Here is a 17,409-nt window from a genome sequence, read left to right as displayed (position 1 = left end):
CGGCGCACCGCAAGCTGCTCCAGCGTCCTGCTAAGGTCCTTTTCGCCGGAAAACACGCTTGTCACGCGATAGAGGGTCTTGCCGATCCTGACCTCCTTATAAGAGGCGACCGGCTCTTTGGATGTTTTTGTTCGGTGTTGCGGTCGAATCCAAACGGAGAGCGGCGGGGAGCGGCAGCCTACGGCGAAGAAGTGCGGCGGAAAGCCACATCAGCGACACCTCCCGTACTCTTTTGTCATAGACTGATTTCCTTTCTGCTCAAATCGGATAGAAATGGCGAAAGGCGGTTGTTCAAAAGAGCAACCGCCTTTCCTGACGAATGAAACCGAAAAGGGGCGCGGGGCTATTTGCCCGCGCCCCTAAAGGTGAGCCTGTTTACTTTTCGATGATTTGCAGCGCTTCTTCCTCACGCCACCGCCTGATCTGCCATGTGGTCAGCGCAAGGCATCCGGCAAGAGATGTACAGAGGGAGATCCCCCACAAGCCTCACACGCTGCTGTCGCCGGTCTGCAGCCACTTCGGGTCGATCCAGCCCATCAGACCGCCGGGAGCCTTGCCCTGCACCAGCTCATACTTCTCAATGAAGCGGTGGAGCATGGCGGCGATCTCAGCGCGGGTCGCCGTGCCCTGCGGGTCAAGCAGATTGCCGGATTTTCCATTCACAAGGCCGCTGCCGACCGCCCATTGCATCGCCGTCTTTGCGTAATCCGTGATCTTGTCCGCGTCCTTGAACTTGTCCAGGTCTCCCTTGACGGTCAGATCGTAGCCCTTGTAGTCTGCGTAGCGGTAGAAGATGGCTGCAAGCTGTTCGCGGGTGATGGGATCGCCCGGGCCAAACTTGTCTTTGCCGTAGCCCGCGAAAATGCCGTTCTCCGCCGTCCATGTGATCGCGTCAGCGTACCACTTTCCGGCCTCCACATCGGTAAAGCTGTTTTTGCCCTTCGGTACGGGGCTGCCCTCCATGCGCCAGAGAATGGTCGCCATCATGCCGCGCATCGCCGTCCCATGCGGACTGAACAGGGTCTTGCTCGTACCGAGCATCAATCCGTTTTCGTAGACGAACATCACATCGCCGTAGAACCAGTCCTTTTCAGAAATATCGGTAAAGGGATTCACGCCTGTGCCCGGATTTTCGTCCACGCGCCAGCCTGCATACACGGTCATATCCTTCGTCAGATAAACACCGGAAACCTTGTTCGTCAGGCTGCGTTCGCTGTACCAGCCGATAAAGGCATGTCCACGCCAGGCCGGGACGTACTTTGTCAGGTCAATGTAGGTATTGTATGTTCCCTGCACGCTGGGAATATCACTGCCGCCGCCTGTTTCAAAGCGCAGCGTGTAGTAGGTGACGGGTGGATTGTAGCCGCCGCCACCGCCGCCGGTGTAGGTCCAGTGGGCGTAGACGGTGGCATTTGCATGGAATACGGTATCCGTCGTGATCTTTGTTCCACCGCTCTTTTCGGTGTACCAGCCGTAGAAACTGTAACTGCCGCTTCGGGAGGCGCTGGGCAGAGAGGTCAGCTTCCGATCGGTGGTGGTCATGCTGCCGACAGAGGGCGTACCGCCGTTGCCGTCAAAGGTGACGATGAACTCGGTGGGCGCAGGAGGTGCGTCCTTCTCGAAGATGGCCTTGACATCAACATTGCCGTCCGGCATGGTGAACTTGTTGGTGGTGATTACAAGTCCTGCTGGAGATTCGACCTGCCACTCCTTGAAGTGGTAGCCGATTTGGGGCGTAGCGGTCAGGGTGATTTCCGTGCCTGCCGCAGCCTTTGCATGAGAGGCGGAAGCCGTGCCGTTTCCGTCATTACTGACGGTGACGGTGTAGGTGGTGGGGGTAATAACGCTGTTTTCCCACAGCGCCTTGATTTCGGTATCCACGAGCACGGTGTAGGAATCTCCCACCTTGTACTCCGTGCCGCCGATCTCCCAAGCCTTGAACTCCTGATCGGCGGGAGCAGTGAAGCCGCAGGCGGGCAGGATGTAAATTGTCCCTGCATTGACGGTCACGGAATCCATGCTGCCGCTGCCGCCGCCTGCGTTGAAGGTGATCGTACAATCCGCAAGCGGCGTACCCTCACCCACTGTGACCTCCGCATCGGGGCTGGCAAAGTGGTTGTGATCCTCCGCATAGCGGACGAAATAATTGCCGGCAGGCAGGTTTTCAATCTCGATACCGGTGCAGGCGGTGTAGATAGTCTCGCTCTCCGCACGGTATTCCATCGTTGCATCCACACCGGTGATCTTGCCGTCGCTGCCGCCCTCGGTAGTGGGCGCGACACCGATCAAGCCGTTAGGCGCTTCCTGCGTGGCTTTGCCGATGCTCCACGCTGCGGTCACGGCCCCAGTGCTGCCGTCCGCCCATCTGCCGGTCTTGGATGTGACGCGAACGGTGTAATCGCCTGCGTCTGTGGCGGTGTTGCCTGCGATGTCCATTGTGGCGGGATTATAACCGCTCACGGTTGCGGTATGCTCGGAGCCATTGTAGGTGTAGGCTCCGGTGACGCTGATGCTGGGCTTGCCGGGATCGGTGGGTGCAGGCGGCGCGTCCTTCTCGAAGACAGCCTTGACCTCCACATTGCTGTCCGGCATGAGGAACTTATTGTTCTCGATGGCCACACCGCCACTGATGGCTTGCCACTCCTTGAAGTGGTAGCCCTCTTTGGGCATGGCGGTCAGGGTGATCTCCGTACCAGCCACGGCCAATAAGGGAGATGCGAAAGCTATTCCGTTGCCGTCCGTTTTCACGGTGACGGTATGCTTGGTGGGTGCAAAAGGTGAATCCTCCTCGAAGATAGCTTTGATCGTCACATTGCTGTCCGGCATGGTGAACTTGTTGTTGGTGATTACAAGTCCTGCCAGAGATTCGACCTGCCACTCCTTGAAGTGATAGCCGGTGTTTGGCGTGGCAGTCAGGGTGATTTCTGTTCCGGCTGTCGCCGAGGTGGAGCTTGCAGAAGCCGTTCCGCCGCCCGCTGTGGTGACGGTGATGGTGTGCTCGGCGGCGGGGGCGTTGGTTATCGTAATAGACAGCTCCTTCTTATCGTTGCCCACGCTGTTGAGAGCTCGAACGGTAAATTGGGCGGTTCCTTCCGCAGTGGGCGTGCCGCTGATCTCGCCGGTGGTTTGTTTCAGCGTCAGACCCTTGGGCAGCTCGCCACTGAAAAGCTCCCACAGAATGAAGCCTCCCCCAGTTGCCTGAAGCTGATGGTGGTACGGCGTGCCGACCGTGCCGCCGGGCAGCGTCGTGGTAGTAATCGCCGGCGCATCCTCCGAACCTAGGAGCTTCACCCGGATCGCGGCTGTTACCGCAGGCTCCGGCTGCTGATACCTGTGCTCGTCGTTAGCGTCGAATACCAGCGTACCGGGGATGGTCTGCCAAGCCGTGGACTGCGCGTCATAGGACGATTCCTCCCACGAAACCTCCATGCCAACCCTGAGACCGTCGATGGCCTCGACGACCACAATTTCCGGCAGGTTAAGCCCTGCAAAGGTCGTACCGAGTTTCTTCTCCGTAATGGGATCCGGCTCCTCGCAACGCTTGAAGGTATTTTTGATGACGTTGACCTTGATCGTTGTCTCCGCCGTCCTGTAGCCGTGCTGGTCAGTCGGCGTGAATACCACCGTTACAACGTTCTCGCCCAGCTCGTCAAACCATCCGGGCGTACCCTCCTTGAAGGAGAACGTGCCGGGGACGACGGTATCCGTTCCCTTGACCCTTGCCACGCCGTCCGCAAGATTGGCGCTTCCCCCGCCTGTGGCTCCCATCTCGAAGATCCGATTGACGAACATGGTATTGTCGGGCAGCGTAAAATCGCCGTTTTTCCACCGGAATACGGGCGGCTGCGTGATCTCCGTCTCGGCCGGGTCTGCCTGCAGAGTGACCTTGATCACGCCTCTGAGGTCGGCGCCCTCGGGTACGATGTAATACTTCTCAAATTCGGCGCGGTTGACCTCGCCGTAGATGGTCTGCTCCTCATAAGAATTGGGGTCGTAGTTTGAATCGTCCCACTTGATGATGCCGGGCACATTGCCGTTCAGCCCGCTTCCCTCGTGGTTTGGTTCATCGGTCGCCGCGAAGAAATAGAACGCGTTCGGCAGACCGAGATCTTCAAAGGCTGTTCCGATCTTTTTATTGTCAATGTATGTGGTGCTGGAATGCCTGAATTTGCGGGGAATGACGTCCACGTTGACGGTACATTCCGCCGTGGTGTACTTCTGCAGGTCATCGGGTGTGAAGGTGACCTTGAGCGCCAGCGGTCCCACCTGAACAAGCCCGCCATCTCTCCGCCAGTAGCCGTATAATTCCTGCTCCTCGTTCAGAGTGAACACGCCGGGAACCGTTTCGCCATCTGCCGTGGCTTTTCCGCCGGAAAGATACTCGTCGGAAAAGGCAAGCTGGCAAAAATCGCCGCTGTATATCTGCCTGGAGTAGGTGGGCTGCTCCAGCGTTGGCACAATGGGCTCGTCGCCAATGAGCGTGATTCTGGCGATGGCCTTAATGCTTGTCGGCTCCAGCTCCTCCGCGTGGAAGCTCTCTTCAACATGCAGCTCGCCGGTAATGATCTGCTCGCCACGAGCGCTCGGGTCATAGGTGGAGCCGTCCCATGTCACGGGGATGGGACCGAAGGTCCTGCCGGTGTTGGTCTTTACCTCGACGAAGGGAGGAAGCAACAGATCCTCAAACGCCGTGCCCAACGGCTCATCGGTGAGGACTTCCTCTGTGACGCTTGTGATCGTGTGCTTAATCCCCGTCACGATGACGATACATTCCGCCGTGGCGTATGTCTCCGCATCGTCGGGGGTAAAGAGGATTTCCATGCGGTTTTCGCCCGGGTACACATTGCCACCCCAATTGTGCTTGAAGCGGAACGAGCCGGGAACAACGATGTCCGTCCCCTCGACCATTGCTTCGCCGCCTTTGAGATCCTCATCAAAGTACCACTCGCTGACATACCCCTCAGAGGGCAGCGTGGGCGGGGTGGTGATGACCGTTTTGGTGAGCTGCAAAAGTTCTCCGTAGGCCGTATGACAGGTTTCGCAAATGGCCTTCTCCGTGCTGGTGGCCTTGCCGCCGGAGCAGTTGCCGGTTTCGGTATGGCTGCTGTCCGTGGTGCAGGTGCGTGTGTGCGTTCCATTGCCGTTGGAGGTCCATTCGCCCCAGCTATGATTGTGCACCTCCCATATGGCGTAGATGGTTTCGTTCAAAGACGGATGTACCATCAGGTAATTCCAATAATATCCCTCTTCGCGAAGATATTTCGGATTCTCATTCGGGCTATCCGCCCAACCCTTGAAGGTATACCCGTCACGGGTTGGAATTTTTTCTGATATGGGAATCCATACAGATAATTCCGAGCTGGTCTCGCTCTGACTTGGCGGCGCACCGCTGCCGCCGTTGGCATCGTAATGCAGCGTATAGGTGTATTGGGTGGCAGCGGGACGGGCTGCCCCGAGCAGAGGCATTGGCGTTTTTCCGTCCTTGGAACCGCAAATCTCACATACATAGGTGCAGGACTTCCCTATGGAAGCCGGTGCGTAGCCGCAATCCTTGCCATGCGCGTGCTTGCAGTCTGATGCTTGAAGGATGCAGCCGCTTTTCTCGGTGCACCCATGGACGCATTCCGTCGGTGCTGCGTTTTCGGCCTCCGATAAGCCGTCGGCATTCTCCGACACGCTTTCCGCCGGGTAGCATTCCGCCGTATGCGCATGGACGCACCGGGTTATGAGACTATAACATTCCTCCGTGTGTTCATGGGAACAGGGAATTTCCGCTGTCCCTTCGGTATAGCCGCAGGCCTCGTCATGCTCCGGGTGGTGTTCGCACAGACCGCCCGGGTTCGATGCACGTGCGCCGGTCTCTCCCTCCGCCGCAAACGCGGTCGTCGGCAGCAGCGTCAGCACCATGCAGCAGACGAGCAGTATGCTGAGTATTCGTTTCTTCATTGGCTTTTCTCCTCCTGTTCGTATCGGGCGGGCTTGTTTGTCCCGTCTTTTTTCTGATTTTCCCTGTTCCTGAGCCGAATGCACAGCGCGGTGATCGCCGCCGCCGCGGCAAAGGAGACGACGGCCACCAGCACATAGCCGCCTGCGTCCTCCCGCAGCAGCCTCGTGCCGAACACGCCCCATGCGGCGGTCTGTCCCCGCACTATAAGTGCGTCCGCCGCCCCGGCAAGTGCCGTGAATAACATCAGGCAGAAAGCGGAGAGGCTTATTGCCTCGCGCCGCTGCCTCCGGCGGGTGTTTTCCCGCACCCGCTGCTTGACGAGTGCGACCCGTCTTGCGGGTATCGTACATATCGTTTGACCCCCCTTTCCGGTTTGTCTGGAATTGTGATAAAAACCCTTTCACTTATATAGGTACAAAAAATCGAAAAAACTCTCACCCAAAACGAAAAATTTTTCAAAAAATTTGAGAGCCGCCAAAAAGCAGCTCTCAGGGAGTAGATATTCGGTTATTTCTTCTGCGATAAGCGGAAAGCAGACAACCTTCCCACCGCCACCGGCAGCACCGGCAGGGCATAGGCGATATATTGCGCCGATTGCGGCGGCAAGATGTATGTCCACCGCACCAACACCGGCAAGCGCATTTCTCAATACACCTGCTCACAGTACATCAAAGTTCCTTGCGGAACGCTTTGCAAGACCCAGCACCGTATCAATGAAGATGCGGTACTGTCCCTTGTTTCCGAAATGCTCAAAACCATTGCCGAGTATGCAAAGTATGACCGAGCCGAGTTTGTCCGAGTGGTACAGGAAGTGCAGTCCAGCCAGCAGACAACAGAGGTTAAGAAATAGCGCACACGCCTTGCTGCCGCCAGACAGAGGGCTTCCGGGCTGGAAGTCCTGCTCTGTAAAATCTATGAGGACAACATTTTAGGAAAGCTGTCCGACAGCAGATACGCCACTCTGGACGTTCAATACGCAAAGGAGCAAGCCGAGCTTACCGCTGAAATCTCTGCTCTGGAAAAGGCTATCAAGAGCTATGAAACGCACGAAAAGGACGCTGACCGTTTTATCGCTCTGATTGATAAGTATGAGAACTTCGACAAGCTGACCATTGCCATGCTCAACGAGTTTATCGAGAAAATTCTTGTGCATGAGCGTGACCGCAAGGGCAGGCTTCATCAGAACTACTTGAAGCGTAAAGCCAGCGGAGCGCAGAAGCGATACGAGGACAAAATCAAGGAGAGGAAAAAGGCGGAAATCGAAGCCGAGAAAGCCGCCATTCGTGCAGAGGACATTGCAAAGGGCGTGTTCGTCCCTGTCAGCAGTTTGCCGCAGAGAGAGCCGATGAAAGGAGTACAAACAGCATGAATATCGCTTACACACAGAACGGTGATTATCTTATCTCGAACATCGTTATCCGCAAGACCAAGCCCCTCGGACACTACGGCAGACTCCGCAAGGCGTATCTGGAAATGCACCGCCCGATACTGTTCAATGAGCGGGTACTATCCGACAAGCTCTTTGAACATTGCGCCAAGATTGACGAAGTGGCACGAAACCGCATGGAGCTGATAGTGCCGGAGTTAGCGAAGCGCAACGGCGTGACAGAGCAACTGAAAGCTGAAAATCAAATGGAATGGGTGCGGCAGATGAACGCTTGCAAGGCACAGGCAGAGGAGATTGTGAAGTTTGAGCTGATTTATGACTGATACTGAGAGCGCCCGGACGAAAAATGTTTGGGTGCTCTTACTGTATGAATAAATTGCAATTTTCCCATGATGAAGAAGTAAATGTTGTAAAGGAAACTTGACAAGAGATGCGTGTCATGCTATAGTAAGTTTGTAAAGGAAACTTGTCATACAAGGAGGCGTTTTTTGAAGAATAAAGTTGAGCAGTTACGAAAGGAGCGAGGATTAAATCAAGATGATTTTGCAAAAATGCTTCGTGTTTCAAGACAAACCATTAGTTCAATCGAAACAGGAAAGTATAATCCATCATTGGAATTAGCTTTTGCAATTTCAGACTTTTTTGGCAAACGGATTGAAGAAATCTTTTTCTATGAAAGAGGTGCAGAAAATGAAAAAGAGTAATTTGATAACCGGGATACTATATGTTCTTTTCGGTGTGGCTTGTTTGATTGTTGCGCTGTTGATTGAAACAAAGTTAGAGGGCATTTTATGGGGCTTTGCTGGCGCAGGTATCTTCCCCGGAATTATGATGATATGCAAATATTTTTATTGGAGTTCCCCCAAAAATAAAGAGCGATACGAAGAGCGTTTGGAGAACGAACGAATTGAACAGCATGACGAGTTGAAAACAAAAATCAGAGATAGAGCCGGAAGATATACTTACAGCTTAGGACTGCTGGTTGTTTGTTTCTCCATTTTGGTTTTCGGTATTCTCGGAGCATTGGAAGTCATTGATAATGCTCGCATGATTGTACTCTATCTCAGCGGATATTTACTGTTTCAAGTTATCGCAGGAATTGTCATTTTTAATAAGCTGATGAAAAAGTATTAAGGAAAAATCCCTTTAGGAACTAAAGGGCGCACTTCTATACAGGCAATTCCATCTACCTGTATCGTGCGACCTGCGGTGCCATTCCCAGTTTTGAAAAATCTCAAAATGGGAAATACAGCGAAATCAGAGGTTTCGTACAAGGGGTTATTTCCCCTTGCGGCACAGGTGCCTATCCCAATAAAGTTTGTAACTGAATATTTCAGATACAGACATATAAAGTTATAAATTTGGAGGATTCATAATGAGTGAGAAAACAGAGATTACTTTCATGCAAACAAGATTAATCCGGCTTGCTTCAGAAGAGTGGCATTTACCTGTTGAACAGATTATCCACTTGTTTAAAGAAGCCGATGTTCTTGGATATATAGAAAAATGTTATGGGATTTTTCATTGTGAAGTCGATGAAGCTGTGCTTGAAGATATTACTGAATTTTTGCAAAGAAAGGGAATAGAGATTAGTGCTTGAGTTAAAAGATGAATTTGTTCTCTATCATGGAAGTTATTGTGAAGTAAAAGAGCCAGATCTTGCCAAATGTGCAAAGAGAAAAGATTTTGGGCAGGGATTCTATTTAACTAAATCCAAGGAGCAGGCAGAAAGTTTTCTGAGAACCTCAATAGCCAAAGCAATTGCAATAGGAACAATTGAAGAGGGACAGAAGTTCGGATATATTTCGACTTTTGAATTCAAATTTTCAGGAAATCTTGAAACGCTTATTTTTGAAAATGCAGATGTAGACTGGTTACATTGCATTGCAGCTCATCGAAAGAAAAAATGAATTATACAATTGACCTTCTTATCACTATGGTGACAGATGAGATTGCAGAAGAAACGGGCAAGGACAGAAAAGAGATGTTGACAGATTTTCTATGTTCAAAGACAGGAAAAGCACTGTATGATGAAAAAACAAAGCTGTGGTGCAATGGTCCGGCATATATAGCTGAATTGTATAGGGAAGAGTTAAAGAAATCCGGATATCAGATTTGAGATGAATGTATATCCGTCTGTCTTTGTTGAGAAATCAATAGTTATAAGATTATAGTATATGCTGAAACGCTATTTGTAAAAGTGCTGACTGTCTTTATACAATCTTAATACGGAATCATAGACTTTTATACTATCTTTGAAAGCAATTGTATATAATAAAACGCATTATGAAGATATTGCTATAGAATCATTAGTAAGGAGTTATGATCATTTATGCCGGAAAAAATGTGTAAGAAAAAACACCTGACGTCTTTTCAGCTGATTATTCTGGGATTTGCAGGTGTGATCCTTTTGGGAAGCATTTTGCTGATGCTTCCGGTTTCTTCTTTGGAGAAAGTGCCGACGCCATTTCATGAGGCACTTTTTACAGCCACTTCGGCAGTATGCGTTACAGGACTTGTAGTAAAGGACAGCGGAAGTTACTGGTCTGTGTTCGGACAGACAGTTATTCTTGCGCTTATACAAATAGGTGGACTTGGAGTAGTAACCGTAGCGGCAGCGGTTTCGCTTCTTTCAGGGAAAAAAATATCTCTCATGCAAAGAAGTACAATGCAGGATGCAATTTCAGCACCTAAAGTTGGAGGAATTGTCAGACTGACAAGGTTCATTTTAAAGGGGACTCTTTTGATTGAAGCAGCAGGAGCTATGTTATTGCTGCCGGTTTTTGTATCGGATTATGGCTTAAAGGGAATCTGGATGGCAGCCTTTCATTCTGTTTCTGCTTTTTGTAATGCAGGATTTGACATTCTGGGAACAGCAGATAATGCCTTTCCGTCTCTGACGGGCTATTCCGGAAATATCCTTATAAATGTGGTAATTATGCTGCTGATCATTACAGGAGGAATTGGTTTTCTTACCTGGGATGATATTTATAGGAATAAAATGAATTTTAAACGTTACCGCATGCAAAGCAAGATTATTCTCATGACTACTGTATGCCTGATTGTTTTTCCGGCATTTTTTTTCTTTGCCTGTGATCTGAAAAACCTGCCTGCGGGAGAACGCCTGTTAGCTGCCATGTTTCAATCGGTAACTACAAGAACTGCCGGCTTTAATACCATAGATATTTCAGAGATGAGCGAGGCATCAAAAGCGGTTATGATACTGTTAATGTTGATCGGTGGTTCGCCGGGTTCTACAGCAGGAGGAATGAAAACAACTACTTTTACGGTACTGATTTTAAATGCAATTGCAACCTTTCGCAGTCAGGAAAATGCAGGGGCTTTTGGACGGAGACTGGAGTATCATGTGATAAAAAATGCAGCCACAATAGCTATGCTCTATTTTACATTATTCTTTTGTGGAGGTGTTGCAATCAGCGTATACGAAGGTCTTCCCCTTTTGAATTGTCTGTATGAAGCAGCTTCAGCTGTGGGCACGGTAGGTCTGACCTTGGGAGTCACACCGGGACTTCATGTTTTTTCACAAGTTGTGCTGATCATACTGATGTATCTGGGACGCGTAGGCGGCCTGACCCTGATTTATGCAGTATTCTCAGGAAGAAATAAGGGAAATGCAAAGCTTCCTCTGGAGAAAATCACAGTTGGATGAGAAGGAGAAAAGTAATATCATGAAGAATGTATTGATTATTGGACTTGGAAGATTTGGAAGACATATTGCCATGCAGCTGAGTCAGCTTGGGCATGAAATTATGGCAGTTGACTGGAATGAAGAAAGGGTGGACAAAGTGCTTCCGTTTGTGACTAACGCCCAGATTGGGGACAGTACCAATGCTGAATTTTTACAATCCCTTGGAATTGGAAACTACGATATCTGTTTTGTGACTATTGGAGGAAGCTTTCAGAATTCTCTTGAGACCACTTCCCTTCTGAAAGAACTGGGAGCAAAACTGGTAATATCCAGAGCTGAACGTGATGTCCAGGAAAAATTTCTCTTACGTAATGGTGCAGATAAGGTGGTTTATCCGGAAAAGCAGGTTGCAAAATGGGCATCTATCCGTTACACAGATGATCATATCCTTGATTATATGGAGGTGGATGCTTCCCATGCGATTTTTGAGGTAGAAGTGCCGGAGGAATGGACTGGAAAAACTGTAGGCGGACTGGATATCAGAAAGCGTTACAATATTAATATTCTGGCAGTAAAAAATGAAGGAGAATTTAATATTGCAATTTCTCCGGATACGTATTTGGAAGAGAATAGTAAATTACTGGTGCTGGGAGAATACAGAGCTCTTCAGAAGTGCTTCCGCATATAGTAAAAAAGACTTTTGACCACAACACAGCCCCATGATATAATTTTCAAAACAGTAAAAAAGGTGGGGGACAGGATGAGTTTAAAAAATGTGAATCATCAGAAACGGTCATTTACATGGTCTATGGAAAAACCGTCTGCAAAGGATTATTTTCTGACGGTATTTATATTTGTGGTATGCACTTTAATTGGTCTGTTGTTTCAGAAACTGAATTTTACGGATACGAATATTGTAACCATATATATTCTGGGGGTTTTGCTTACTTCGATTGTGACAGATGGCTATCTTTGCAGTGTGGCAGGCTCTTTCTTAAGTGTATTTTTATTTTGTTTTTTTCTGACAGAACCAAGGATGTCTTTCAAAACCTATGCGGTGGGTTATCCGGTGACATTTTTCATAATGCTTATTTCATCCGTACTTACGGGAGCACTTGCAGCAAAGCTGAAAACACATGCAAAGCTGTCTACACAGCTTGCCTTTCGTACACAGATTCTGTTCGATACAGACCGTCTGCTGCAAAAGGCAAAAGGAGAAACAGAGATTCTTGATGTCACCTGTACACAGCTTCTCCGTTTATTAAACCGCAATATTACAGCATATGTAGTAGAAGATGGAACTTTATCAGAGGGAAAGCTTTTTTCCGGAGAAAAAGAGGACACAGAAGATTTTTTGATACCAGAAGAGCAGCAGATAGCCAGATGGGTCTGTGAAAACAGGCAGCATGCCGGTGCGTCCACACACCATTTTCCTCAGGCTAAATGTTTATATCTGGCAATCCGGAGCGGGGATAATGTTTACGGTGTGATCGGGATACCATTGCAAAAAGAAACACTGGACTCTTTTGAATACAGCATCCTGTTGTCTGTAATAAATGAATGTGCGCTTGCAATGGAAAATGCAAAAAATGCATTAGAAAAAGAAAAAAATGCAGTTATGGCCAAAAATGAACAGTTGCGGGCAGATCTTCTTCGGGCGATTTCGCATGATCTTCGTACGCCGCTTTGCTCCATTTCCGGTAATGCAGATATGCTGCTTGGCAATAGCGACCGTCTGGACGAAGCTACAAAACATCAGATTTATAGCGATATCTATGATGATTCTGAATGGCTGATCGGAGTTGTGGAGAATCTGCTTTCCATTACCAGACTGAATGACGGAAGACTGAAATTTAAATTTACAGACCAGCTTCTGGATGAGGTGATTGCAGAATCCCTGCGGCATATCAGCCGGAAACATGATGATTATAAAATTGTGACAGACTGCGAAGAACTTGTTCTTGCACGTATGGATGTACGTCTTATTATGCAGGTTCTGGTAAATTTAGTTGACAATGCAATAAAATATACACCGCCGGGTTCTGTGATCTTTATTCGGGGAACGAAAACAGATGGAAAAGCGCAGATAAGTGTGGAAGATAATGGCCCGGGAATTCCGGAAGAAATGAAGACACATATTTTTGAGATGTTTTATACAGGGAAAACAACAGTTGCGGATAGTCACCGAAGTCTGGGACTTGGACTGGCTCTTTGCCACTCTATTATAGAAGCACATGAAGGAACCCTGGTTTTGACAGATCATGATCCTCATGGATGCAATTTTACTTTTACTTTACCCTTAAGCGAGGTGATATTAAATGAATAAAACATTAATTCTGGTGGTTGAGGATGACAGACCCATACGCAATCTGATCGTTACTACATTAAAAACACATGACTATAAATATCTGGCTGCAGAAAACGGATCTTCAGCCATTCTGGAAGCTTCGTCCCACAATCCGGATATTGTTCTTCTGGATCTGGGGCTTCCTGATATGGAAGGGGTAGAAGTGATAAAAAAAATCCGTACCTGGTCGAATATGCCGATTATTGTGATCAGCGCCAGAAGTGAGGACACAGATAAAATAGAGGCGCTGGATGCAGGAGCGGATGATTATATTACGAAACCGTTCTCTGTTGAGGAATTACTTGCGCGTATCCGTGTCACCCAGAGGAGACTTGCGGTTATGCAGAGCGGAGAGCAGATAGAAAGCTCTGTTTTTGAGAATGGTGGATTAAAGATAGACTATACGGCAGGTTGTACATATCTGAAGGGAGAGGAATTGCATCTGACACCTATAGAATATAAGCTGCTCTGTCTTTTGTCCCGCAATGTGGGGAAGGTATTGACACATACCTATATTACCCAGCAGATTTGGGGACGATGTTCGGATAATGACGTTGCTTCTCTTAGAGTTTTTATGGCAACATTGCGAAAAAAACTGGAGCCTGAGAAAAATGGAGTGCAATACATCCAGACACATATTGGCATTGGATATCGCATGCTTAGAATTGAGAAGTAATGTCTTATTTTTATAGCAATCCTCGTAAATAATGCATTTAAGAGGATTGCTATAGATTTATTTCTCATAATATAATAAGAAGGAACCCTCCCAATATTAACAGCAATGAGGAAACAACTGAAAAGATCTGGGCTCCTATACCTGGGATACTGCCCTGTTTGATCGCTTCATCGCGGTCAAGTTTATTTTTCATCAGATTCTCTGTGATTCCGGGTGCGGATTTGAGAGTCTGTCCGTCCTGTATGCCGATAGCAGTTACGGTTTGCCCTGTTTCGAAATCAGCAGCAGAATAATAATAACGAACATCATATTCTTTATGTGAACGTGTCGTCTGGTTCGATGGTTCTATAAAATGCTTCTGGGTATAGGTGTTATCCGGTACATATGTATAACCGGCAGATGATAATGCTGCCTTGTCGTAATCTTCCCAGGTTTTGGTCAGCATAATATCATCAATAAAATCCTGCGAAAGTGCATAATTTCCAATTTTCCCCTGGCCTGATACCGGCATGCTGCTGAAAGATGAATTCCATTCCAGAACGCCATATTTCTTTTCGTCGTCAGTCATTGCCTCCTTCTTTTTGGAAGAAGATTTTGTTAATTTCATTGTCTGTTTTGAACTTGAAATGCGGATGCTGTCAAAGTCCAGTCCAAGCTCATCATCATGTGCCGGTTCAGTCAGCTCAAATGTGCCGCATACAATGACGGTTTTTCCATCGTTTTCCGGGTCGATCGTATCTGCTGCATCAACGTAAACTGCGTCTTTCAGAGCTGCTTTTGTTTTGGGGTTATCCACAAAGATCATCTTTAAAGCAGATACAAAAAAGAATATTCCGATTATTACAAGGAGAATCCCTCCTGCTTTCTTCAATATCTTCATAAATTTCATCACCTTCCCTTTTTATAAAAAACAAAATCTCATGGGAGCATATCCGTTATTCACCGAAAACCGTTTTCAGATCTTCAGGTGTCATAAAATCTCTTGCAGACTCATCTATCCAGTAGATATCGTTGCCTTCATAATACCATGCCCAGTCCTCTCCAAATGGAAGGGACATAAAGAATTCGTCTAATTCCTTTCCACATTTATCAATGGTATCCTTTGTAAAATAAATTTGCGAAAGATATTCAATTCCTCCGAAGGTAGTTTCATATATTTCTTCACCAACGTAAAACTCAGGAAGAGATTCCACAGAATCAAAGGATTCCATATAAATGCCCTCCACTCTGCTGCCTGCCAAAATGGCGTCTCCAATTTTCTTTATCGTAGACGGCAGATAAATATTAATCCACCATGGTATTTCAGTATGAACGGCTGGATCGATGATGTGATCTGCATATCTGGCAGCCATTTCTTTGTCCATGAAAACCCAATGCTCCGGCGCATTATAAGTATCTCTTGAACCGGCACCTTGAAATGCTCTTTCCTCAATTTCTTCTACGCCTTCTTCTATATGGATCTCATGTAAATTCATCATATCACCAAAAACGTTCGTACCAATAACTTTCATGCTTCCCGGAACTGTCAGTTTTTCAATTGATGTCTTACTGAATGATTCAACACCAACTTTCTCAAGACCGTCAGGTAACTCTACTTTCGTAAGAGAAGAACAATCTTCAAATGCATAATCCCCCAGATATTTTAATGTGGATGGCAGGGTAACTTCTTCAAGTGCTGCACAATTTGCGAATGCGCCTTTATCGATCCGTTCTACTGCTGATGAAATAACTACTTTCTTAACATCAGCACAATTGTAAAATGCATATTCGCCGATTTCTTTAACTTCTATTCCCTTGATCACATCTGATATGATCACTTCCGGATCAGTTCCTTTGTATTTCTTCAGAACACCATCGTTACTAATATCAAACGACCTATCTATTTGTATTTCTTCTTCCGTTGGAATATTTACATCAATTTTCATAGAATTCAGTACGGTCTGAAAATTCTCGCCCTGGGCATAATCCCACAGTTCTTCTTTTGACAGTTCTTTTAAAAAGTAAAGCTCTATACACAGACAATGCTCTTTGGTAAACAGGGTATTGAAAGAAAGTTTATGTGATACTGGTGAATATGCACCGTAGAAAACAGTTTTTCCTGCCTTGAATTCTTTTACCAGACCATCTGCTTCTGCAGCTTTAAACCGCGCCTGAATCTCTTCCTGGTCATCCCGGTCCACACCTGCACCACGTCCACAGCCAAGTAATGCATTATAAACGGGATCATATCCATTCATAGTAGCCGGATGGATTGCAAGAGATCCTTTCTCCTCCGTACCTCTGTTAAAAGATACCAGAAGATGTTGCTCAGCAGACGTAGGAATTATTTCCCAAAATGCAGGAATTTCCAGTTCAACTCCGTCAATAGAAGCTGCAATGGTAGAGCCGCCTTCTGCAAATGTCAGATTCTCTACAAAGCGGCGTGTCTCTTTGGTGTCAATATCCGAAACATCCGGATATTTTTCGCGAGTTGCAGTTTGATCCTGAATATCTCTGGATAATGATTCTTTCAGCGAAGTATACGCATAAAACTGTTCTCGATCTAAAGAACCGGCCTCATCCAGTCCCTCCGGTGTTGTAACTTCCACCAGAATTGCATTATACCCCTCAATCGCAGTCTGGTCATAATTGATAATTTCAACAATATGGGGGTACGCCGTAATAAATGATTCATATGCGCTTGCTTTTTCTACATCAAAAGCCCATGTATAACGTTTGTACTTATAACCTGAATTTCCATAGTCCCCTTCTTCAATGGAAACGGAGCTTAAATTTTTATCTTTTACTTTCGAGCCATCTTCTCCAAAAACATTTGTCAGATTATCATATACACGAATTTTCCTGTCATAGGTAAGCGGATAGAAACGAATAAGCCATTTTTCATCAGGATCTGTAAATATAAGACCTGAATCTGTTTTCTCCGGTTTGATATCCCACAACATACCTGGAATCTGAATGGTAACTCCGGCTTCCTCATAATCATAATCTACATATTCAGGAATCGGGGTCGGTGTGGGAGTCGGCGTTGAAGTTGGTGCCGGTGTTTCTGTTGGTTTCGCAGTTTCTTCTTTCACCACCGGTGTTTCTTCCGGTTCAGTTTCACCGCAGGCAGTCATACCTGCAACTGCCATAGTAAGACCTATAAAAATCCCTGTCTTTTTGCACTTTCTGTTCATAGAAACCCTCCTTTCTTGTTCGGGACCCATATGCATTTCATTATCCCGGGAAATTCGTTTACATACGTATTCTATCTATATCTATATTATACCATTTTACTTCGTTTGCCACTGTCACTTGCGATAGTAACAGGTTACATTATTTTCTGGAATTACAGTAGGATTCATGCTATTATAAACAGTAATAAGACGGATAAACAATAAGAAGGTATGTAAAGGACGATGGA

14 protein-coding genes and 1 pseudogene are annotated in these 17,409 nt (G+C 47.3%); 11 read left to right on the top strand and 4 right to left on the bottom strand.

Annotated elements, in window-relative coordinates; translation table 11 throughout:
• Positions 1-486 precede the first annotated feature (486 nt).
• Positions 487-5,946, bottom strand: coding sequence for an InlB B-repeat-containing protein (locus tag I4V44_RS04730; protein WP_196002412.1), 5,460 nt, complete (start codon positions 5,944-5,946; stop codon positions 487-489).
• Positions 5,943-6,149, bottom strand: a complete 207-nt coding sequence (locus I4V44_RS04725; protein ID WP_271724872.1) for a glycosyltransferase — start codon at positions 6,147-6,149, stop codon at positions 5,943-5,945. The genes I4V44_RS04730 and I4V44_RS04725 overlap by 4 nt, the downstream gene beginning before the upstream one ends.
• Before the next feature lie 378 nt (positions 6,150-6,527).
• Between I4V44_RS04725 and I4V44_RS04720 the strand changes: the two are divergent.
• The 11 genes and pseudogenes from I4V44_RS04720 to I4V44_RS04670 form a co-directional block, all read left to right on the top strand.
• Positions 6,528-7,316, top strand: a pseudogene (locus tag I4V44_RS04720) (DUF4368 domain-containing protein); the annotation flags it as partial.
• Complete coding sequence (locus I4V44_RS04715) at positions 7,313-7,657, top strand: TnpV protein (RefSeq protein ID WP_196002411.1); 345 nt, start codon at positions 7,313-7,315, stop codon at positions 7,655-7,657. The pseudogene I4V44_RS04720 and the gene I4V44_RS04715, both read left to right, overlap by 4 nt.
• 165 nt (positions 7,658-7,822) lie before the next feature.
• On the top strand, positions 7,823-8,038 hold the full coding sequence (locus I4V44_RS04710; protein ID WP_019161272.1) for a helix-turn-helix transcriptional regulator: 216 nt from the start codon (positions 7,823-7,825) through the stop codon (positions 8,036-8,038).
• The gene (locus tag I4V44_RS04705; protein ID WP_006426341.1) at positions 8,025-8,468 is read left to right on the top strand and encodes a hypothetical protein; all 444 of its coding nucleotides are present in this window, start codon (positions 8,025-8,027) and stop codon (positions 8,466-8,468) included. The genes I4V44_RS04710 and I4V44_RS04705 overlap by 14 nt, the downstream gene beginning before the upstream one ends.
• Before the next feature lie 241 nt (positions 8,469-8,709).
• On the top strand, positions 8,710-8,934 hold the full coding sequence (locus tag I4V44_RS04700) for a DUF3791 domain-containing protein (protein ID WP_173682840.1): 225 nt from the start codon (positions 8,710-8,712) through the stop codon (positions 8,932-8,934).
• Entirely contained in the window at positions 8,927-9,244 is a 318-nt protein-coding gene (locus I4V44_RS04695; protein WP_271724870.1) for a DUF3990 domain-containing protein, read from the top strand. The genes I4V44_RS04700 and I4V44_RS04695 overlap by 8 nt, the downstream gene beginning before the upstream one ends.
• The gene (locus I4V44_RS04690; protein ID WP_196002410.1) at positions 9,241-9,453 is read left to right on the top strand and encodes a hypothetical protein; all 213 of its coding nucleotides are present in this window, start codon (positions 9,241-9,243) and stop codon (positions 9,451-9,453) included. Before I4V44_RS04695 ends, I4V44_RS04690 begins: the two co-directional genes overlap by 4 nt.
• 213 nt (positions 9,454-9,666) lie before the next feature.
• Entirely contained in the window at positions 9,667-11,004 is a 1,338-nt protein-coding gene (locus I4V44_RS04685; RefSeq protein ID WP_196002409.1) for a TrkH family potassium uptake protein, read from the top strand.
• Positions 11,005-11,023: 19 nt separating this feature from the next.
• A complete protein-coding gene (locus I4V44_RS04680) occupies positions 11,024-11,671 on the top strand; it encodes a potassium channel family protein (protein ID WP_196002408.1) in 648 nt (215 codons plus the stop codon).
• Between the two features lie 72 nt (positions 11,672-11,743).
• Positions 11,744-13,309, top strand: coding sequence for an ATP-binding protein (locus I4V44_RS04675; RefSeq protein ID WP_196002407.1), 1,566 nt, complete (start codon positions 11,744-11,746; stop codon positions 13,307-13,309).
• The gene (locus tag I4V44_RS04670; protein ID WP_019161280.1) at positions 13,302-14,006 is read left to right on the top strand and encodes a response regulator; all 705 of its coding nucleotides are present in this window, start codon (positions 13,302-13,304) and stop codon (positions 14,004-14,006) included. Before I4V44_RS04675 ends, I4V44_RS04670 begins: the two co-directional genes overlap by 8 nt.
• 64 nt (positions 14,007-14,070) lie before the next feature.
• Here the strand turns inward: I4V44_RS04670 and I4V44_RS04665 are convergent, their stop codons facing one another.
• Together I4V44_RS04665 and I4V44_RS04660 are read right to left on the bottom strand one after the other, a co-directional pair.
• Positions 14,071-14,886, bottom strand: a complete 816-nt coding sequence (locus I4V44_RS04665) for a hypothetical protein (protein WP_243280209.1) — start codon at positions 14,884-14,886, stop codon at positions 14,071-14,073.
• A 55-nt stretch (positions 14,887-14,941) separates the two neighbouring features.
• On the bottom strand, positions 14,942-17,182 hold the full coding sequence (locus I4V44_RS04660) for a leucine-rich repeat domain-containing protein (protein WP_196002406.1): 2,241 nt from the start codon (positions 17,180-17,182) through the stop codon (positions 14,942-14,944).
• Positions 17,183-17,409: the final 227 nt, after the last annotated feature.

It is taken from the genome of Blautia sp. 1001283B150304_161114_C9 (assembly GCF_015668165.1).
Lineage (GTDB): Bacteria > Bacillota > Clostridia > Lachnospirales > Lachnospiraceae > Blautia_A > Blautia_A wexlerae.
The sequence above is the reverse complement of the archived record's forward strand: the minus strand, read 5'-3'. Positions and strand labels throughout refer to the sequence as shown.